The organism is Streptomyces muensis, from assembly GCF_021474425.1.
Taxonomy (GTDB): Bacteria; Actinomycetota; Actinomycetes; order Streptomycetales; family Streptomycetaceae; genus Streptomyces; species Streptomyces muensis.
On record NZ_JAKEIP010000056.1, the window covers coordinates 20,631 to 38,992 of the forward strand.

General features: G+C 70.2%; 17 protein-coding genes. 12 read left to right on the forward strand and 5 right to left on the reverse strand.

Annotation, left to right across the window (positions count from 1 at the left end; translation table 11 throughout):
* The first annotated feature begins 52 nt into the window (after positions 1-52).
* The 5 genes from sdhC (at position 53) to L0P92_RS16375 (ending at position 4,388) form a co-directional block, all read left to right on the forward strand.
* On the forward strand, positions 53-433 hold the full coding sequence (sdhC, locus tag L0P92_RS16355) for a succinate dehydrogenase, cytochrome b556 subunit (RefSeq protein ID WP_079056196.1): 381 nt from the start codon (positions 53-55) through the stop codon (positions 431-433).
* A 5-nt stretch (positions 434-438) separates the two neighbouring features.
* On the forward strand, positions 439-921 hold the full coding sequence (locus L0P92_RS16360) for a succinate dehydrogenase hydrophobic membrane anchor subunit (RefSeq protein WP_234763441.1): 483 nt from the start codon (positions 439-441) through the stop codon (positions 919-921).
* A 22-nt stretch (positions 922-943) separates the two neighbouring features.
* Positions 944-2,698 carry a succinate dehydrogenase flavoprotein subunit gene (sdhA, locus tag L0P92_RS16365; protein ID WP_234763442.1) on the forward strand — a complete coding sequence of 585 codons (1,755 nt, stop codon included), beginning with the start codon at positions 944-946 and terminating at the stop codon, positions 2,696-2,698.
* Positions 2,698-3,459 (forward strand): succinate dehydrogenase iron-sulfur subunit, encoded by a 762-nt coding sequence (locus tag L0P92_RS16370; protein WP_234763443.1) that lies wholly within the window; start codon positions 2,698-2,700, stop codon positions 3,457-3,459. Before sdhA ends, L0P92_RS16370 begins: the two co-directional genes overlap by 1 nt.
* A gap of 131 nt (positions 3,460-3,590) precedes the next feature.
* A complete protein-coding gene (locus L0P92_RS16375) occupies positions 3,591-4,388 on the forward strand; it encodes a LamG-like jellyroll fold domain-containing protein (RefSeq protein WP_234763444.1) in 798 nt (265 codons plus the stop codon).
* Here L0P92_RS16375 and L0P92_RS16380 read toward each other — a convergent pair.
* Together L0P92_RS16380 and L0P92_RS16385 are read right to left on the reverse strand one after the other, a co-directional pair.
* Positions 4,383-6,872 carry a DUF4132 domain-containing protein gene (locus L0P92_RS16380; protein WP_234763445.1) on the reverse strand — a complete coding sequence of 830 codons (2,490 nt, stop codon included), beginning with the start codon at positions 6,870-6,872 and terminating at the stop codon, positions 4,383-4,385. The genes L0P92_RS16375 and L0P92_RS16380 overlap by 6 nt on opposite strands.
* A complete protein-coding gene (locus tag L0P92_RS16385) occupies positions 6,872-7,264 on the reverse strand; it encodes a hypothetical protein (RefSeq protein WP_234763446.1) in 393 nt (130 codons plus the stop codon). Before L0P92_RS16385 ends, L0P92_RS16380 begins: the two co-directional genes overlap by 1 nt.
* A 68-nt stretch (positions 7,265-7,332) precedes the next feature.
* Here L0P92_RS16385 and L0P92_RS16390 point away from each other — a divergent pair, with 68 nt between their 5' ends.
* The 5 genes from L0P92_RS16390 to L0P92_RS16410 all read left to right on the forward strand — a co-directional run bounded on the left by L0P92_RS16390 (position 7,333) and on the right by L0P92_RS16410 (position 10,952).
* Positions 7,333-7,743, forward strand: coding sequence for a VOC family protein (locus L0P92_RS16390; protein WP_234763447.1), 411 nt, complete (start codon positions 7,333-7,335; stop codon positions 7,741-7,743).
* A gap of 112 nt (positions 7,744-7,855) precedes the next feature.
* Positions 7,856-8,263: a hypothetical protein gene (locus L0P92_RS16395; RefSeq protein ID WP_234763448.1), complete on the forward strand. Its 408-nt coding sequence runs from the start codon at positions 7,856-7,858 to the stop codon at positions 8,261-8,263.
* Positions 8,264-8,300: 37 nt separating this feature from the next.
* Entirely contained in the window at positions 8,301-8,849 is a 549-nt protein-coding gene (locus tag L0P92_RS16400) for a thiol-disulfide oxidoreductase DCC family protein (protein WP_234763455.1), read from the forward strand.
* A gap of 269 nt (positions 8,850-9,118) precedes the next feature.
* Positions 9,119-10,165 (forward strand): trypsin-like serine peptidase, encoded by a 1,047-nt coding sequence (locus tag L0P92_RS16405; RefSeq protein WP_372497272.1) that lies wholly within the window; start codon positions 9,119-9,121, stop codon positions 10,163-10,165.
* Between the two features lie 37 nt (positions 10,166-10,202).
* A complete protein-coding gene (locus tag L0P92_RS16410) occupies positions 10,203-10,952 on the forward strand; it encodes a TetR/AcrR family transcriptional regulator (RefSeq protein WP_234763449.1) in 750 nt (249 codons plus the stop codon).
* A 48-nt stretch (positions 10,953-11,000) separates the two neighbouring features.
* Here L0P92_RS16410 and L0P92_RS16415 read toward each other — a convergent pair whose 3' ends face one another.
* Positions 11,001-13,412 carry an MMPL family transporter gene (locus L0P92_RS16415; RefSeq protein ID WP_234763457.1) on the reverse strand — a complete coding sequence of 804 codons (2,412 nt, stop codon included), beginning with the start codon at positions 13,410-13,412 and terminating at the stop codon, positions 11,001-11,003.
* 164 nt (positions 13,413-13,576) lie between these two features.
* On the opposite strand from L0P92_RS16415, the gene L0P92_RS16420 reads away from it, so the two are divergent.
* Both L0P92_RS16420 and L0P92_RS16425 read left to right on the forward strand, forming a co-directional pair.
* Positions 13,577-14,266: a response regulator transcription factor gene (locus L0P92_RS16420; RefSeq protein ID WP_234763450.1), complete on the forward strand. Its 690-nt coding sequence runs from the start codon at positions 13,577-13,579 to the stop codon at positions 14,264-14,266.
* A complete protein-coding gene (locus tag L0P92_RS16425) occupies positions 14,263-15,795 on the forward strand; it encodes a sensor histidine kinase (protein ID WP_234763451.1) in 1,533 nt (510 codons plus the stop codon). Before L0P92_RS16420 ends, L0P92_RS16425 begins: the two co-directional genes overlap by 4 nt.
* Here L0P92_RS16425 and L0P92_RS16430 read toward each other — a convergent pair whose 3' ends face one another.
* Positions 15,796-17,352: an ABC transporter substrate-binding protein gene (locus L0P92_RS16430; protein WP_234763452.1), complete on the reverse strand. Its 1,557-nt coding sequence runs from the start codon at positions 17,350-17,352 to the stop codon at positions 15,796-15,798.
* 172 nt (positions 17,353-17,524) lie between these two features.
* On the reverse strand, positions 17,525-18,362 hold an 838-nt coding region (locus L0P92_RS16435), incomplete at its 5' end, for a metallophosphoesterase (protein ID WP_234763453.1).

Here is an 18,362-nt window from a genome sequence, read left to right on the forward strand (position 1 = left end):
GACCGACAGCACAAGCCGGCTGGCCCCAATCCCCGCTCCCGGAGGAACTTCCGTGCCGGCTGGAACGCTGTACCGCGGCCGGGAAGGAATGTGGTCCTGGGTGGCTCACCGAGTGACCGGCGTCCTCATTTTCTTCTTCCTGTTCGTTCACGTGCTGGACACCGCTCTCGTCCGTGTCTCCCCCGAGGACTACGACAAGGTCGTAGCCACGTACAAGACGCCGATCGTCGCGCTGCTGGAGTACGGCCTCGTCGCCGCCATCCTCTTCCACGCGCTCAACGGCCTGCGCGTCATCGCCGTCGACTTCTGGTCGAAGGGCCCGCGCTACCAGAAGCAGATGCTCTGGTCCGTCGTCGGCCTCTGGCTGGTGCTGATGCTCGGGGCGATCTACCCCGTCCTCGGCCACGCCGCTCAGGAACTGTTCGGGAGCTGACGCGTATGTCCACCACTGAGAAGACCGCCACCGGTATCGGCCCGGTCGAGGGCGAGTCCCTCTACAACGTCGACAACCCGGCCCCCTACATCGAGGCCCCGCGCAAGCGCACCAAGAAGACCCCGAAGTCCACGCGGGGCAACTTCGAGCTGGCCGCCTGGCTGTTCATGCGTCTGTCCGGCGTCGTGCTGGTCGTCCTGGTCATCGGCCACCTGCTGATCCAGCTGGTGCTGGACGGCGGCGTGTCGAAGATCGGGTTCGCCTTCGTGGCCGGCCGCTGGGCCTCGCCGTTCTGGCAGGTCTGGGACCTGCTGATGCTGTGGCTCGCGATGCTGCACGGCGCCAACGGCCTGCGCACGGTCATCAACGACTACGCGGAGCGCGCGAACACCCGGCTGTGGCTGAAGGGCCTGCTCTACACCGCCACGGTGTTCACCATCCTGCTGGGCACGCTGGTGATCTTCACCTTCGACCCGAACATCCGCTAGGCACGGGGCTGAGGCAACCACCATGAAGATCCACAAGTACGACACCGTCATCGTCGGCGCCGGTGGCGCCGGTATGCGCGCGGCCATCGAGTCCACGAAGCGCAGCCGCACCGCCGTGCTGACCAAGCTCTACCCCACCCGCTCCCACACGGGCGCCGCGCAGGGCGGCATGGCCGCAGCGCTGGCCAACGTGGAGGAGGACAACTGGGAGTGGCACACCTTCGACACGGTCAAGGGCGGTGACTACCTGGTCGACCAGGACGCCGCCGAGATCCTGGCGAAGGAGGCCATCGACTCGGTCCTCGACCTGGAGAAGATGGGCCTGCCGTTCAACCGCACCCCGAACGGCACCATCGACCAGCGCCGCTTCGGCGGTCACAGCCGTAACCACGGTGAGGCCCCGGTCCGCCGGTCCTGCTACGCGGCGGACCGCACCGGCCACATGATCCTCCAGACGCTGTACCAGAACTGCGTCAAGCACGGCGTGGAGTTCTTCAACGAGTTCTACGTCCTGGACCAGCTGATCACCGAGGTCGACGGCGTCAAGAAGTCGGCGGGTGTCGTCGCCTACGAGCTGGCGACCGGCGAGATCCACGTCTTCCAGGCGAAGGCGGTCATCTACGCGTCCGGCGGCACCGGCAAGTTCTTCAAGGTGACGTCGAACGCGCACACCCTGACCGGTGACGGCCAGGCGGCGGTCTACCGTCGCGGGCTGCCGCTGGAGGACATGGAGTTCTTCCAGTTCCACCCGACCGGCATCTGGCGCATGGGCATCCTGCTGACGGAGGGCGCCCGCGGTGAGGGCGGCATCCTGCGCAACAAGGACGGCGAGCGCTTCATGGAGAAGTACGCGCCGGTCATGAAGGACCTCGCGTCCCGTGACGTCGTCTCCCGCTCCATCTACACGGAGATCCGTGAGGGCCGCGGCTGCGGTCCCGAGGGCGACCACGTCTACCTCGACCTCACGCACCTCCCGCCGGAGCAGCTGGACGCCAAGCTCCCGGACATCACGGAGTTCGCGCGGACGTACCTCGGTATCGAGCCCTACACGGACCCGATCCCGATCCAGCCGACCGCGCACTACGCCATGGGCGGCATCCCGACGAACGTCGAGGGTGAGGTCCTCAGCGACAACACCACGGTGGTCCCGGGTCTGTACGCGGCCGGCGAGGTCGCCTGTGTGTCGGTGCACGGCGCCAACCGTCTCGGCACCAACTCGCTGCTGGACATCAACGTCTTCGGCCGCCGGGCCGGCATCGCGGCGGCGGAGTACAGCCAGAAGGCGGACTTCGTCGAGCTGCCCGAGGACCCGGCGCAGCTGGTGCTCGACCAGGTCGAGCGGCTGCGTACGTCGACGGGCACCGAGCGGGTGTCCGTGCTCCGCAAGGAGCTCCAGGAGACCATGGACGCCAACGTCATGGTGTTCCGCACGGAGCAGACCATCAAGACGGCGGTCGAGAAGATCGCGGAGCTGCGCGAGCGCTACAAGAACGTCTCGATCCAGGACAAGGGCAAGCGGTTCAACACCGACCTGCTGGAGGCCATCGAGCTGGGCAACCTGCTCGACCTGGCCGAGGTCATGGCCGTGTCCGCGCTGGCCCGCAAGGAGTCCCGCGGCGGCCACTACCGCGAGGACTACCCGAACCGCGACGACGTCAACTTCATGCGCCACACCATGGCGTACCGCGAGGTCGGCGACGACGGCACGGAGTCCATTCGTCTCGACTACAAGCCGGTCGTCCAGACCCGCTACCAGCCGATGGAGCGTAAGTACTGATGGCTACCCCCGTTATGGACAAGGTGGAGGCCGAGTCCGCCGCGTCTCCCTACATCACGGTCACCTTCCGGGTCCGCCGCTTCAACCCGGAGGTCTCGGCGGAGGCCACCTGGGAAGACTTCCAGCTGGAGATCGACCCGAAGGAGCGCGTCCTCGACGGCCTCCACAAGATCAAGTGGGACCTGGACGGCACGCTGACCTTCCGCCGCTCCTGCGCCCACGGCATCTGCGGCTCGGACGCGATGCGGATCAACGGCAAGAACCGCCTGGCCTGCAAGACGCTGATCAAGGACATCAACCCCGAGAAGCCGATCACGGTCGAGCCCATCAAGGGCCTGACGGTGCTGAAGGACCTCGTGGTCGACATGGAGCCGTTCTTCCAGGCGTACCGGGACGTCATGCCCTTCCTCATCACGAAGGACACGAACGAGCCGACGCGCGAGCGTTTCCAGACGGCCGAGGACCGCGAGCGCTTCGACGACACGACGAAGTGCATCCTCTGCGCCGCCTGCACCTCCTCGTGCCCGGTCTTCTGGAACGACGGCCAGTACTTCGGCCCGGCGGCCATCGTCAACGCGCACCGCTTCATCTTCGACTCGCGTGACGAGGCCGGCGAGCAGCGGCTGGAGATCCTGAACGACAAGGACGGCGTCTGGCGCTGCCGCACGACCTTCAACTGCACGGACGCCTGCCCGCGCGGCATCGAGGTCACCAAGGCCATCGCCGAGGTGAAGAAGGCGCTGATCACGCGCCGCTACTGAGGTTGTCGGCCCCGCCTCCCGGTCCGGTACCGGGGGCGGGGCCTTCTGCTGTCTCAACGCCGTTGAGTTGATGGGCAGTTGAGGCGGTTGAGGTTGTTGAGGTAGTTGAGACTTCAAGACAGACTGCCCTCATGGCATTCCTGAGAAAGGCGGCCGCCGCGCTGTCGGCCACGGCCGCCCTCCTGCTCGCGATACCCCCCACTGCCTCCGCATCCCCTGTCCCGCATCCTCCGTCCCCCGTCCCGCGTCCGACGCTCGCCCACGAGAACTTCGACCGCCTCCCCCTGGGTCCGGTGACGGAGGGGCGCGGCTGGACCAGCGACGTCTCCGACGGCTCCCTGACCGTCGCCCCGAGCAGCACGGGCCGCCCCGGCCGCGAACTGCGCATCCACACCGAGGGCAACGGCCGGGCCTTCCTGGTCCTCCCCGACCTGACCTCGCCCGGCAACAGCTACTGGGCCCGGCTGCGGCTGCGCGTGGACGCCTTCCCCACCGCCCCGGACTGGGCGCACTGGACCATCGCCGAGGCGTCCGGCTCGGACTCCCCCACTCTGGTGCGCCCCTTGGGCGGCCAGTACGCCCCGACCGACCACGGCAACTTCTGGGGCGTCGGCTCCGACCTGGGCCCCACGGGCGACTGGACGTCCTGGAAGACCTCCGCCCCGGCCGCCGCCGCCCGCTGGAGTTGCGTGGAGTTCCACCTGGATGCCACCGACAACCGCGTCACGGTCTACTTCGACGGCGTCGAACAGCCCGACCTGACCGTCTCCACCCACCAGCACGGCGGCACGTCGGACCCCTTCACCTTCCCGACCTTCGACAGGCTGAAGCTGGGCTGGCAGCTGTACCAGGCCGACCCGGCGCCGTCGTCGTACGACATCCGGATGGACGACATCGCGGTGAGCACGCGACGGGTGTCCTGCTCATAGTTGGCTCAGGATCGTCGGATCCGTGATCTTCGTGTCGTCGGCCAGCATCATCGCCTTGCTGAGGATCACCGCCAGCATCCGGTCGCCCTCGTAGGGCAGGTAACCTGCCTGCGGGGCGGCCGGGTTGGACTTGGGGACGATGCACAGATACCGGTCGTCCGGGGTCATGAGGATGTTGCCCGAGCCGAGGTGGATCTTGTACGTGTGCCGCTCGCCCTTCACCTGGAGGAAACGGCCCTCGATCGTGCAGCGGTCGGCGATGGCGAGCCTCGGTATCAGGCGTTCGAGCAGAACCCGGCGGGTCTGAGCGCTCGCGCCCAGTTCACCGAAGCCGTACGACGTCCAGTACTCCCGGAAGCGTCCGTCGGGGCCCCCGTCCTGCCACGTCGGGTCGTTGCCGACGCTCGCCACGCCGACGAACAGGTCCACGTCGCGCAGGACTTCCGACAGGACCAGGGGCGGGATGTCCGTCAGCGGCACCGGTTCGACCGGGTCGGCGCCGTCGCGCAGCCACATGCGGTACTCACCGCCGCAGCAGTGCGCCGAGTTGTGCGGGGCGTCGATCGGGTAGAAGCGGACCTGGTCGGTGCGCAGGCGCAGGAAGCTGCCGGAGTCGGTGATCTCGTCGTAGTCCTCGCCGCCGTCGCCCCCGATCCAGTACTCGGCGCGCAGCCCCCACTGGGGCAGTTCCCGTACGGCGGGCGGCGCCTCGTCGTCGACGGCCAGGCGCAGCTTGTTGTGCCAGCCCCGGATCGCGGCCAGGGAGTGGAACTGGTACTGGCGCAGGACATGCGCCGCGAAGCGGTTCGAGTACGTCCCCGTCGTGCGCTCGGCGTCCGTCAGCAGGTACACCTCGCGGTGGGCCTGCTTGAAGGGCTGGGTGACGCCGTGCCGCTCCAGCCAGTCGCGCCAGGCGACGATCTCGGCGGGGTCGTGGCCGACCGGGTGCCAGAGCTCGACCCGGGTTCCTTCGGTCACCGGTGTGTCGGCCAGTGTCCGCAGCGCGCCGTCGGCGTACCCGGCGGTCGTGCCGTCGACCGTCCAGAGCAGCCGGCGGGCCAGGGTGCCGACCAGTGGGTGGTCGAGGTAGCGCTCGCGCCAGGCGGCGTACGGCCAGCCGCGGCGGGCCAGGAACTGGCGGTCCAGGCGCTCGCTCTGGGCCGGGAGCATCCTGTCGATGTCCTTGACCGCCGCCTTCAGCTCCTTGAGCTCGTCGGCGTGGTCGCGCCGTACGGCGGCGGGTACGCTCTTCACCGTCCTGCCGTTCGCGTTGCGCCAGCTCAGTACGGCCTTGGGGCCGCGCACTTCGAGCAGGGCCGTGGCCTCGCCGAGCCGGTGCTCGGCTCGGCCCACCTCCGTCAGGCCGTAGGCCGGTACGGCCAGTTCCTCGATCTCCTCGCGGCTGAGGCCCATCGTCTTCGCGCGGGCGTCCAGCGCGGTGTCGAGGAGCTTGAGGGTGCCCTTGAAGGTCACGCGGGTGGCGAGGCGGGCCAGTTCGGCGAGGGCCGCCTCGCTGTCGATGCGGGCCAGGGCGTTGACCGCGGCGTTGGCGACCTTGGGGTTCACCGGTCCGAGGCCCGGAACCTTGCGCAGGGTCGCCTCGGCGAGGGCGCCGAGGGCGCGGGCGGTCTCGGGGTGTGCGGGCAGGAGGGAGAGCAGCCAGGCGAGGCCGCGCAGCGCGTCGGCGTTGTACGGGTCGAAGGTGGCGTTGGGATCGGGCCCGTAGCGCGGTGGCAGCAGGGGACGCGTGCGTGGCCTGCCCACCAGCCGGAGCCAGGACAGCAGCCGCTCCCGCACCTCGTCGGCGTCGAGTGCCGCGATCAGGGTCCGGCCGGTCCTGTCCCATTTCGCGGAGGGACGGGCGGCGGTCGCGGTGGCCGCGTGGGCGAGGAGCCGCCGCCAGTCGTCGCCGAGCTCGGCCACCTCGGCGAGCGCCTCGTCGGACCATGCCTCGCCCGGGTTCACCGCGGGCTCGTCGAACCGGGCGACCAGTGCCGCCAGTGCCTTCTTGCCGTTCCACAGCGTCAGGTACGAGCGGCGGACGACGGCGACGAACTCGCCGGGCAGCTCACGCCCGTCGGCCTGCTCCAGTTCGGCGAGCCGGATCAGGTGACCTGGGTCGTAGTGCACGTCCTGCTCGGCTGCCAGGTCGATCAGCGCGGCCCTGGTGTCGAGCGGCTGCCCTTCGACGGCGGTCCCCATCGTCCTCAGGCAGGTCAGCACGCTCACGATGTGGCGGCGCGGGTGGCTGCCCGGCTCCAGCTCGTGGTAGCGGGCGGCCAGCCGGTGCACGAGCTCCTTCTGGAACCCGTCGGTCGCGGCGAGGACCGCGTGGAAGATGTTCTGGCGGTCGCCGCTCCAGTGGCCGTCGGTCATCTCGGCGACCCTGAGCAGTCCCGGGACGATCCGTCCGATGTCCTCGGCGGTGACGAGGCCGACGACCTCACGGACCAGCTCGGCCAGCTCGGACTTCGAAGAGGTCATCAGCCACCCACCAGCGGGACGAGCTTGAGGAACGTGATCTCGGTGCCGAGCGCGAGCTCGATCTCGTCGTCGAGGCCGGTGACCTGGCGGTCGCCGACGAGCACCAGGAAGCCGTTGCCCGCGAAGGCCTTCAGCGCGAGCTCGGTCTGGGCCTCGGGATCCATGCGGCGGGCCGTGCGCATCGCGTACCCGTTCAGCACGCGTTCGGCGTCCTTCGGCTGCACGAGTCCCTGGAACACCTCCGGTGTACGCGCGTTGTACTCGGTGACCTCCTGGAACACCCGGCGCCGGATCAGCTCGCGCACGGTGAGCCGCTCCTCGGCGATCTCCAGCCCCCAGCCGTCACCGCGGCTCCCGCTTGTCGTCTCGTCGACGAACGTCACGATTCCCATGACGACGACAGTACGAGCCGCCACTGACAATCACCGGATCCGGCCGATCATCGCCTTACTCTGACGGCATGTCAGATGACGAGTCGTACGAACTGCTCGGGTTCGACCATGTGCTGCTGCCGGTCGGCGACCTCGGCGAGGCCGTCCGTTTCTACGAGCGCGCCGGGTTCGCGGTCGGGTTCCGGCTCGACGAGGCCGGGATCGCGCTGCTGAAGGTCGGGGGCGAGACGCCCGGGGTCCTGCTGCGCGCCGAGGACGCGATGGGCCACCGGTCGCCCCCCTGGCCCTCACCGCGCCTGTGGCTGGAGGTACCGGACGCGCGGATGGCGGCGCGGGCGTTGCGCGACGCGGGCATCGAACCGCTCGACGAGCCCTTCTCCGGCGCCACCGGCTGGACCGTCGAGATCGCCGATCCCTGGGGGAACGTCACCGGGTTCACGGACTACTCCAAACGGCCGGAGCTCGGACGCCGCCCCTGACGCCGGCGGGGACGTGACGGAGACCTCACGTCCATTGAGTTGAACATGTTCAAAGACAGGGCCTACAGTCACCCCTGTCAGCCTTTTGAACGTGTTCAAGAAGGGGGAGGCCATGGATCGCACGGTCATCGCCTATGTCATCTACCTGGTCGTCAGCATCGCGCTCACCGTCTGGGTGGCCCGCACGCTCAGTCGCAACGGCCGGATCTTCCTCGCCGACGTGCTGCGCGGGAACGAGAAGCTCGCCGACGCCGTGAACCATCTGCTCGTGGTCGGCTTCTACCTCGTCAACCTCGGCTTCGTCGCGCTGTATCTGGGCGACGACGACACCGTCCTCGACACACGCGGGATCTTCGAGACCCTGTCGACCAAGCTCGGCGTGGTGCTGCTCGTGCTCGGCGTGATGCACCTGGGCAACGTCTACGTGCTCAACAAGATCCGACGGCGCGGCGTGATGGAGCGCGAGCAGGTGCCGCCGGTCGCACCGCAGGGCTGGGTCGCTCCCTCGGCCGGGGCGTGAGCCGATGTCCGGCACGACAGCGGGCGGGGCCGCCGGCATGACGGCCGGCGCGGCGACACACAAGGCGGCCGGCGCCGCGGTGCGGCGGCTCACCGTCCTCTACGACGCCCAGTGCTCCCTGTGCACCTTCCTGCGCGACTGGCTCCTGCGGCAGCCGCAGTTGGTGCCGCTGGAGCTGGTCCCGGCCGGGTCCGACGAGGCCCGCCGGCGCCACCCCGACCTCGACCACGCGGCCACCCTCGACGAGATCACCGTCGTCGGCGACGCGGGACAGGTCTACCGGGGCGGGGCCGCCTGGATCGTCACGCTGTGGGCGCTGCGCGAGCACCGGGGACTCGCGCATCGCCTCAGCACCCCGGCCGGGATGCGACTCGCCAAGGGGGCCGTGCTCGCCGCCGCCAAGTGGCGCGGGGCACAGTCGAGCGGGGCCTGGCCGGGCGGGGCGCAGTGGAGTCAGGCGCAGTCGAGCCGGGGGCAGTGGGGCGGGCGGGCCTATCGGCGCGGGGACGGGTGGTCGTACGACCCGAGTCGGGGCTGGACGTACAACGCGCCGGGCTGCGAGAGCGGTTCCTGCGCCCCGCGGTGAGGCCGGGAGGGGGGCCGGCGGTGAGGCCGGCTTTTAGGTCGGTGGCGAGTGAGGCCGGTGTCGAGCGGTCGTCCGGGCGGGGCGCGGGCGGCCGATTCGTCCTGAACGGCTCGTTTTGGAACCAGGATTTGGCATGCGCCCTTCCAAAACGGTGCTCGGGTTGGCACGCTGCCTCCCGGTTCTCCACTCCGCACTCGCATCGACTGTCTGTCGTCAGCCGGGCGGCGCCCACCCGGTCGCCCGGTCCCCCCATCGCAGAAGGAGTACGCGTGAGAGGCATACCCGGCGTCACCCGCATACCCCGCCCCCTCCTCGGCACCCTGATCGGCGTCACGGCGCTCCTCACCGCGGGCGCACTCGCCACACCCGCGGGCGCCGCGCCGAAGCCCGACACCTCGACCGGCGTCAGCTCGGTCCCGGCCGACGCGCAGCGCCAGGCCCGCGAGTTCTGGACACCGCAACGGATGCGCGCGGCGACCCCGCTCGACCTGGTGAGCGTCGACGGTCACGCCGAAGGCGGTTCGGCACCCGCGAAGGGCATCGCGACCAAGGTCGCCCCCAGCGCCCCGGCGACCGGACTGGCCGGAGCCGTCGGCGCGGTCGGAAAGGCCGTCTCCGACGTCGGCCTGCTGGCCTTCCCGAACACCGGCGGTCAGTGGACCGGCGGCGGTTCGGTCGTCTCCACGGCCGGCCGCGTGTTCTTCACCTACCAGGGCCGTACGGCGTCCTGTTCCGGCAACGCCGTCACCAGCTCCAACAAGAGCACCGTCATCACGGCGGGCCACTGCGTGAAGCTGGAGGGCGCCTGGCACACCGACTGGGTCTTCGTCCCCGGCTACCACGACGGACAGGCCCCCTACGGCCGCTGGACCGCGTCGAAGACCCTGTCCACACCGCAGTGGACGGCGAGCGAGGACATTAACTACGACGTCGGCGCGGCGGTCGTCGCCCCGCTGGACGGCAAGCTGCTGACGGACGTCGTCGGCGGGCAGGGGCTGGCCTTCAACACCGGCTACAACAAGCGCATGTACTCGTTCGGCTTCCCGGCCGCCGCCCCCTACGACGGCGAGAAGTTCATCTACTGCTCCGGCACCACCGACCGCGACTTCCTGCTCTCCGACGACCACGGCATGAACTGCAACATGACCGGTGGCTCCAGCGGCGGCCCCTGGTTCACGCAGTTCGACGAGGCCACCGGCAAGGGTCTGCTGTCCTCGGTGAACAGCTTCAAGTACAACTTCCTGCCGAACCGGATGTACGGCCCGTACTTCGGCGCCGACGCCCAGAACCTGTACCAGACGGCACAGACCTCCTGACCGTCGGCCGAATCACCACTCGTTAGGCTCTCGTTCCGTGCCCTCGAAGAACGACAGCCCTGAACAGGGCGACACGCCCAGCAAGTCCGAGCAGACCCGCGCGCTGATCCTGGAGACCGCCATGCGGCTCTTCCAGGAGCGCGGCTACGACAAGACGACGATGCGGGCCATCGCCCAGGAGGCCGGGGTCTCCGTAGGAAACGCGTATTACTACTTCGAGGGCAAGGAACACCTGATCCAGGGCTTCTACGACCGGATCGCCGCCGAGCACCAGGCGGCGATCCGGGACGTCCTGGCCCGCGAGACCGACCTGGAGGCACGTCTCGCCGGTGTGCTGAAGGTATGGCTGGACATCGCGACGCCGTACCACGAGTTCGCCGTGCAGTTCTTCAAGAACGCCGCCGATCCCGACAGCCCGCTCAGTCCCTTCTCGGCCGAGTCCGAGCACGCGCGCGTGGAGGCCATCGACGTCCACCGGCAGGTGCTGGCGGGCGCGACGAGGACGAAGGTGCCCGAGGAGCTGCGGGATGTGCTGCCGGAGTTGATGTGGCTCTCCCAGATGGGGCTCGTCCTGTACTGGATCTTCGACCGCACCGAGGGCCGCGAGCGCAGCTACCGGCTGGCCGAGCGGGGCGCCCGGCTGACCGCGCGAGGGGTGGCGCTGGCCCGGTTCCGGGTGCTGCGGCCGCTGGTGCGCGAGGTGCACGAGCTGTTCACGGACTTCCTGCCCGGCATGACCAACGCGCTGCCGGACCCGGCGAAGGAGAGGGCGAGCAAGGACGAGTAAGGGGCGCCCGCCTGAGACGAGCGCCCCTGGAACGCCTCGCGCCGACCGTCAGTTGACGGCGTCCACCTCACCGTCGGCCAGCTCGACGTCGTACACCAGCGGCCCGTCCGCCACCACCACCTGGGCCGCCCGGGACTCGTACGACTCGGCGGTGGCCGCCAGCAGATACGTTCCCGGCGCCGGCACCGAGACGATGTACGACCCGTCGGCCAGGGACGTCACCCCGTCCAGCCGGCGTCCGCCCTTCGTCAGCAGCGTCACCGCCGCGCCGTCGACCGGATCGCCGTCGGCGGTGCGGATGAACCCGTGGACGACCGACGCCCGGCCCGTCACGACCGGCTCCTCCTCGGCCACCGGCGCCTCCTCCTTCGGCTCGACCGCGAGATGCGGCAGCCGCTTCTCCAGCCAGTCCGGCAGCCACCAGTTCGACCTGCCGAGCAGATGCATCGCGGCCGGCACCAGTGCCGTACGCAGGATGAACGCGTCCAGGGCGACCGCCGCCGCGAGGCCGATGCCCGCCATCGCGCCTTCCATGTCGCCGCTCAGCACGAACGCGCTGAACACACAGATCATGATCAGGGCCGCCGAGTTGATGACCCGGCTGGTCTCCGCGAGGCCGACGCGCACCGCGCGCGCGTTGTCCTTCGTGTGGACCCACTCCTCGTGCATCCGGCTCACCAGGAACACCTGGTAGTCCATGGAGAGGCCGAACAGCAGCGACAGCATGATGACCGGCAGGAACGACGTGATCGGACCCTCCTTGCCGATCCCGAGCAGTTCGGCGCCCCAGCCCCACTGGAAGATCGCCACCAGGACACCGAAGGACGCGGCCGCCGCGACGAGGTTCATCAGGGCCGCCGTCAGCGGCACCACCAGCGAGCGGAACGCCACCAGCAGGAGCAGGAAGCCGAGCGCGATGATCGTCGCCACGAAGTACGGCAGCCGGTCGCCGGTCACCGAGGCGAAGTCCTTGAAGACCGCCGTCACCCCGCCGACATGGGCCTCGGCGCCCGACTCCGGGATCACGTCGTCGCGCAGCCGGTCGATCAGCCGGTCCGTCTCCTCGGACTGGGGTGACGTGGTCGGTACGACCTGGATGACCGTGACACCGTTCGCGGGCGGTACGGCGGCCACCTGGGCGACGCCGTCGGTGGCGCGGATGCCCTCGACAAGACCCGAGGGGGCGTCGCCGTCGACGACGACCTGGAGGGGGCCGTTCACGCCGGGCCCGAAGCCCTCGGCCAGCAGGTCGTAGGCCTGCCGGGTGGTGGCCGACTCCTGGTGGTTGCCCTGGTCGGTGGCGCCGAGACGCAACGACAGCACGGGGATCGCGAGAACGGCCATGACGACGAGGGCCAGCGCCGCGATCGGCCGCGGGCGCCTTTGGACGTACGACGACCAGCGCGCGGCGAGCCCGCTCGCCTCCGCCGGCTCCGGTCCCGTCGCGGCGAGCCGGCGCCGCTGCCGGCGGCTGAGCACCCGCGTGCCGAGCAGGCCGAGGAGGGCGGGCAGCAGGGTGATCGCGGCGAGCACGCTCAGGACGACGGTGAGCGAGGTCGCGATGACGACGCCGTCCAGGAACCGCATGTTCATCACCAGCATCCCGGCGAGCGCGATGCAGACCGTGCCGCCCGCGAACAGCACGGCGCGGCCGGAGGTGTTGAGGGCGGTGACGGCCGCGTCCTCGGGCTTCATCCCGCGCAGGATGCCGCGCCGGTGCCGGGTGACGATGAACAGGGCGTAGTCGATGCCGACGCCCAGGCCGATCAGCGAGCCGAGCAGCGGGGCCACTTCGGGCACGTCCGTGACATGGCTCATCAGCATCGTGGCGATCATTCCGGTGCCGACGCCCGCGACCGCCACGACGATCGGCAGCAGCATCGCGAAGAGCGAGCCGAAGGCCAGGAACAGCACGACCGCCGCCGCGAGGATGCCGACCGCCTCCGCGGTGCCCTGCGGCGGCTCCTGGGTGCGGGCGATGGCCTGGCCGCCCAGCTCCACCTGGAGTCCGCCCCGTTCGGCGGCCTGCGCCGTGTCGACGACGTCCTCGATCAGCTCCTTGGGGACGGCGTTCGCCTGCTCGGTGAAGGTCACCTGCGCGTAGGCGATCCCCCCGTCCCGGCTGATCTGCGCGGCCCCTTGTGCCGCGTACGGGTCGGTGACCTCGCCGACCCCCTTCATCCGCCCGATCTCCGCCAGCGCGGGCTCGATCCGGGACCGTACGGACTCGTCCCGCACGCTCCCCTCGTCCACCTTCCACACCACCGTGTCGGTGTCGCCCGCGCGCTCCGGGAAGGCCTTCTCCATCAGGTCGTACGCGGTCGCGGAGTCCGTGTCCGGGAGGGAGAAGACGTTCGCGTAGTTCGTGCCGGCGGCGGAACTCGCCGCGCCCAGGCCGAACAGCGCCCCCACCCACAGCAACAGGACCACCAGCCGGTGCCGATAGCACCACCGTGCCAATGTCGCCACGCTCAACGCTCCTTATTCGGTTCGGTCGGTCCCCCAGGTCCTGGGCAACAGGATTGGCGGCGCCGTGCGCGCGTGGCAGGCGACGGCCATGACTCTCAAGGAACTCCAAAGGGCGAACCCGCCCGACTGTCAGTGGCCCCGCCGATACTGGGGGCATGACGACGGGTTCTGGCACCGTGCTGGTCGTGGAGGACGAGGAGAGCATCGCCGACGTCCTCGCCATCGCCCTGCGCTACCACCGGTTCGAGGTGATGATCGCGGGCACGGTCCGCGAGGGCCTCGCCCTCGCCGAGCGCACCCGGCCGGACGTGGCGCTGCTCGACGTCATGCTCCCGGACGGCGACGGCCGGGCGCTGGGGCGTGAACTGCGCGAGCGGCGGCCCGACCTGGCGCTGGTCTTCCTCACCGCACGCGACTCGCCCGCCGAGATCGTCGGCGCCCTCGGCTTCGGCGACGACTACATCACCAAGCCGTTCAACATCGACGAGGTCGTCGCCCGGATCACGGCGGTACTGCGCCGCACCCGACCGGCCGACGTCCTCCCGCAGCGGCCGCCCCTGCGCTACGGCGACCTGGAGCTGGACGAGACGACGTACTCGGTGCGCCGCGCGGGCCGCACCGTCGAGCTCACCCCCACCGAGTACGCCCTGCTGCGCTTCCTGGTGCGCAACGGCGGCCGGATCGTGCCCAAGGAGCAACTCCTGCGCCATGTCTGGCAGTACGAGCACACCCCGCCCGAGTCGACCGTCGTGGAGACCTACATCAGCTATCTGCGGCGCAAGCTGGACGCCCTGGGACCGCCGGTGATCACCACACGGCGGGGCGTCGGATACGGGCTGGCATGAGGGTTCCCAGGATCTTCCGCGCCCGCCCCCGGCGCGGCGTCCACTCGCTGCGCGGCAAGCTGACGCTGGCGAACGTGGCGCTGCTGGCCGTCGGCATCGTCGTCGCGACCGCGGTCAGCCTGATGACGGCGCGGTTCTATCTGCTCGACAAGGTGGACACCGAGCTGAAGAGCGCGCGGACCACGCTGGGGAACGCCGGGTTCACGCTCCAGCAGATCGAGTCGCTGAGCGAACTGGGTATCGCGCTGGACAAGTTCAACGGCGACGGCGCCACGGACACGGATCCGCTGCCGAGCCCGACGATGGTGTACGTCGCGGTCGACGCCGCGGGAAAGCCGGTGGCCCTGGGCCCGCTGAAGCCGACACCCCGCCAGCACGCGCTCGCCGCCGCCGCGCAGGATCCGGTCGCTCTCGCCGCCGACGAGGACCCGCGGGACGTACGCGTCGAGGGCGACCGCTACCGGATCGCCGGCGCGCGGCTGTCGGACGGCACCGTCGTACTGATCGCCATGCCGACCGAGGGCCTGCACGAGGGCATGGGCAAGGCGCTCAGGATGGACCTCACCGTCGGCACCGTACTGCTGGCGCTGCTGGCCTGCCTGACCATGATCAGCGTGCTGCGCTGGATGCGGCCGCTGGAGGACATGGTGGAGACCTCGTCGGCCATCGCCGAGGGCGACCTGACCCGGCGGATCCCCTCCAGCCGCCACTCGACCCTGGAGGTGGAACAGCTGCGGGTGGCCCTCAACTCCATGCTCCACCAGGTGGAGTCGGCGTACCGCACGCGCGAGCGCAGCACGGCCCAGCTGCGCCGCTTCGTCGGCGACGCCTCGCACGAGCTGCGCACCCCGCTGTCCGCCATACGCGGCTATCTCCAGCTGTACGACAAGGGGATGCTGACCGAGCCGGCCGAGCGCAAGCGGGCCTGGGACCGGATGAACGGCGAGGTCGACCGCATGGGCCGGCTCGTCGACGAACTCCTCACCCTGGCCCGCCTCGACCAGCGGCCCGAACTGCGCTTCCGCAACGTCGATCTGAGCCGTCTGGTGCGCGAGGCGGCCGAGGACCTGCGGGTGCAGCAGCCCGAACGGCCCATCACCGTCGCCGCCGACGGAGCCCTGCTGGTGCACGCCGACGAGTCGGGCCTGCGCCAGGTGCTGGGCAACCTCCTGAGCAACGTCCGCACCCACACCCCCGCCGACATACCGGTGCGGCTGGGGGTGGAGCGAGCGGACGGCGTGGTCCGACTGTGCGTCGAGGACGAGGGGCCGGGTCTGTGCGAGGAGGACGCGGCCCGCGTCTTCGACCGGTTCTTCCGGGCCGGCGGGGGCGCCGGCAGCGGCCTGGGCATGGCGATCGTGCAGGGCGTGGTGGAGGCACACGACGGCGAGGTGACGGTGGACTCGGCACCGGGTGAGGGTCTGAGAGTGACGGTGACTCTACCCACCCAAGGGGCGCGGGGAACTGCGCGAGTAACCACAAGCCACCCGCAGCCGCGATCCAGCCGAACCCACCACCCCGGAGCGTAGTCAGATCCAGGTAAGTCGCCAGAGCCGGAAGACACCGGTGCCGTCCGAGAGGTACTGCCCCCCACCCACCTCCTCGCTCGCGACCACGTACTCCTTGGCCTGCCACAGCGGAATCACCGGAACGTCCCGGGCGACGGCCTCCTGAAGCAGCCGGAAATCCTTCGTGGCCTCACTGCGGTCCGCGTACTGCTGACTGGCCGTGATCAGCCGGTCCACGGCCTTGTCGCTGTACCCGGTGTTCATGGTGCCGTCGCTGCCGACGAGCGGCCCGCCGTAGGTGTCCGGGTCGGGGAAGTCCGCGACCCAGCCGACGGCGTACGCGTCGAGCTTGCCGCTCGCCCAGCGCTTCTGGAAGTCGGTCCACTCGTAGCCCTTGACCGTCACCTTGAACAGCCCGGTCGACTCCAGCTGCCGCTTGATCTCCGCGGCCTCCTCGGCTCCGGCGCCACGGCCGGCGCCATAGCCGTAGGTGAAGCGGACGGGCAGGCTCACACCGGCCTCGCTGAGCAGGACGCGCGCCTTGGGGGCGCTCAGCTTGGGGTAGGTGTCGAAGAACGACGTGGTGTGGCCGGTGATGCCCGTCGGGATCAGCGAGAACAGCGGGTCGACGGTCCCCTTGTACACCGTGGCCGCCAGCCGCTCGCGGTCGATCAGCCAGGCCATGGCCTGCCGGACCCGGACGTCGTGCAGCGGTGAGCCCTTGCGGGTGTTGAAGTAGAGGTTGCGGATCTCGGAGCTGTCGGCCTCGGAGACCCGCTGGCCCGGGTCGGCGGCGTTCAGCCCGGCGAGGACCTCGGGCGGCAGCGTGCGGGTGGCGACATCGATCCGCTTCGCCTTCCAGGCGCTGTCGAGGGCGTCCGCGTCGGCGTAGTAACGCAGTTCGACCGGGCGGCCGGTGCCCTTGACGGCGCCCTTGTACCGCGTGTTGGGAGCGAGGACGGCCTCCTTCTCCTTGGTGTACGCGCTCAGGGTGTACGGGCCGGTGCCGTCGACAGCGTTGTCGGTGCGCAGCGCGTCGGCCGGGTACTTCTCGCGGTCCACGATGGCGCCCGCCCCGGTGGCCACCTTGAGCGGGAACGTGGCGTCCGGCGACGACAGCCGGAAGGTGACCGTACGCCCGCTCGCGCTCACCGAGGCGAGCGTGCTCAGCAGCGAGGACGGGCCGACGTCGGACTTGATCCGCTTGACGCGGTCGAAGGAGTACTTGACGTCCTGCGCGGTCATGGCGCGCCCGCTCGGGAAGGTGAGGCCCGAGCGCAGTTCACAGCGGTACGTCTTCAGATCGGTGCCGGCGAAGGAGCAGCTCTGCGCCGCGTCCGGCTCGGGTGCGACGCCACCCGGCTCGAAGGTCATCAGTGACTGGTAGACGTTGCTGAACAGCGCCCAGGAACCGGCGTCATAGGCGCCGGCCGGATCGAGCGATGTGACGGCGTCCGTCGTGCCGACCGTGATGGTCCTGTTCTCGTCCTGCTGCGACGGCAACAACTGCCAGCCGCCTACTCCCACGGCCGCCAGCACGAGCAGCGTCGCGAGAATCCGCATGCGAACCGAACGCATGGGTGTGCCCTCTCCCCGGCCCGTGACGGGCCCCCACATGAGCAGTGAATAGGTGAATATCCGCCACTCCCCTAAGTGGCGGGCACACCTAATCACACGTGTTTCACCAGGGGGAAGGGCTTTCTGGCGATATGGGAAAGAACTTACCCAAGGGTGTTTCCGGTGTTTCCGGTCAGGCCTGACGGGACGCCAGCTCGATCACCGTGATGTCCGACGGGGCGCCCACGCGCGTGGGCGGTCCCCAGGCGCCCGCGCCGCGGCTGACGTACAGCTGGGTGTCGCCGTAGCGGTCCAGTCCGGCCAGGGTCGGGTTGGCCATGCCCGCGACGAGGTTGCCCGGCCAGAGCTGGCCGCCGTGGGTGTGGCCGGAGAGCTGGAGGTCGACTCCGTGGTCGACGGCGTCGTGGATCTGCACCGGCTGGTGGGCGAGGAGCACGCACGCGCGTGCCTTGTCCCGGTCGCCGAGGGCCTTGGCGAAGTCGGGGCCCTGGCCCTCGCTCTCGCCCGCGATGTCGTTGACACCGGCCAGGTCGAAGTGGGTCAGCTCGGTCCGGGCGTTCTCCAGCGGGCGCAGGCCCAGGCGGCGTACCTCGTCGACCCACTGCTCGGCGCCGGAGAAGTACTCGTGGTTGCCGGTGACGAAGAACGCGCCGTGTCTCGCCCGGAGCTGGGCGAGCGGGGCCGCCGCGGGGCCGAGGTCCTTCACGCTGCCGTCCACCAGGTCGCCGACGACCGCGATGAGGTCGGGCTGGGTGCCGTTGATGGTGTCGACGACCTTCTGTGCGAAGCCGCGGCCCAGGACGGGGCCGAGGTGGATGTCGCTGACGACCGCGATCCGGTAACCGTGCGCCGCGCGCGGGAGCTTGGCCAGCGGGACGGTGACCCGCTTGACCTTGGGGCCCGCGACGACGCCGTAGGTGCCGTAGCCGACGGTGCCGACGGCGGCCGCGGCGGCGGCTCCGGCGACGACCCGGGAGCCGAAGAGCCGGCGGGTGGGGGTGGCGAGGGGG

Bases quoted from the DNA above. Each gene is read 5' to 3' on its own strand.
- L0P92_RS16360 (WP_234763441.1), top strand. From the start codon at position 439: ATGTCCACCACTGAGAAGACCGCCACCGGTATCGGCCCGGTCGAGGGC.
- sdhA (WP_234763442.1), top strand. From the start codon at position 944: ATGAAGATCCACAAGTACGACACCGTCATCGTCGGCGCCGGTGGCGCC.
- L0P92_RS16370 (WP_234763443.1), top strand. From the start codon at position 2,698: ATGGCTACCCCCGTTATGGACAAGGTGGAGGCCGAGTCCGCCGCGTCT.
- L0P92_RS16375 (WP_234763444.1), top strand. From the start codon at position 3,591: ATGGCATTCCTGAGAAAGGCGGCCGCCGCGCTGTCGGCCACGGCCGCC.
- L0P92_RS16380 (WP_234763445.1), bottom strand. From the start codon at position 6,872: ATGACCTCTTCGAAGTCCGAGCTGGCCGAGCTGGTCCGTGAGGTCGTC.
- L0P92_RS16385 (WP_234763446.1), bottom strand. From the start codon at position 7,264: ATGGGAATCGTGACGTTCGTCGACGAGACGACAAGCGGGAGCCGCGGT.
- L0P92_RS16390 (WP_234763447.1), top strand. From the start codon at position 7,333: ATGTCAGATGACGAGTCGTACGAACTGCTCGGGTTCGACCATGTGCTG.
- L0P92_RS16395 (WP_234763448.1), top strand. From the start codon at position 7,856: ATGGATCGCACGGTCATCGCCTATGTCATCTACCTGGTCGTCAGCATC.
- L0P92_RS16400 (WP_234763455.1), top strand. From the start codon at position 8,301: ATGACGGCCGGCGCGGCGACACACAAGGCGGCCGGCGCCGCGGTGCGG.
- L0P92_RS16420 (WP_234763450.1), top strand. From the start codon at position 13,577: ATGACGACGGGTTCTGGCACCGTGCTGGTCGTGGAGGACGAGGAGAGC.
- L0P92_RS16425 (WP_234763451.1), top strand. From the start codon at position 14,263: ATGAGGGTTCCCAGGATCTTCCGCGCCCGCCCCCGGCGCGGCGTCCAC.
- L0P92_RS16430 (WP_234763452.1), bottom strand. From the start codon at position 17,352: ATGCGTTCGGTTCGCATGCGGATTCTCGCGACGCTGCTCGTGCTGGCG.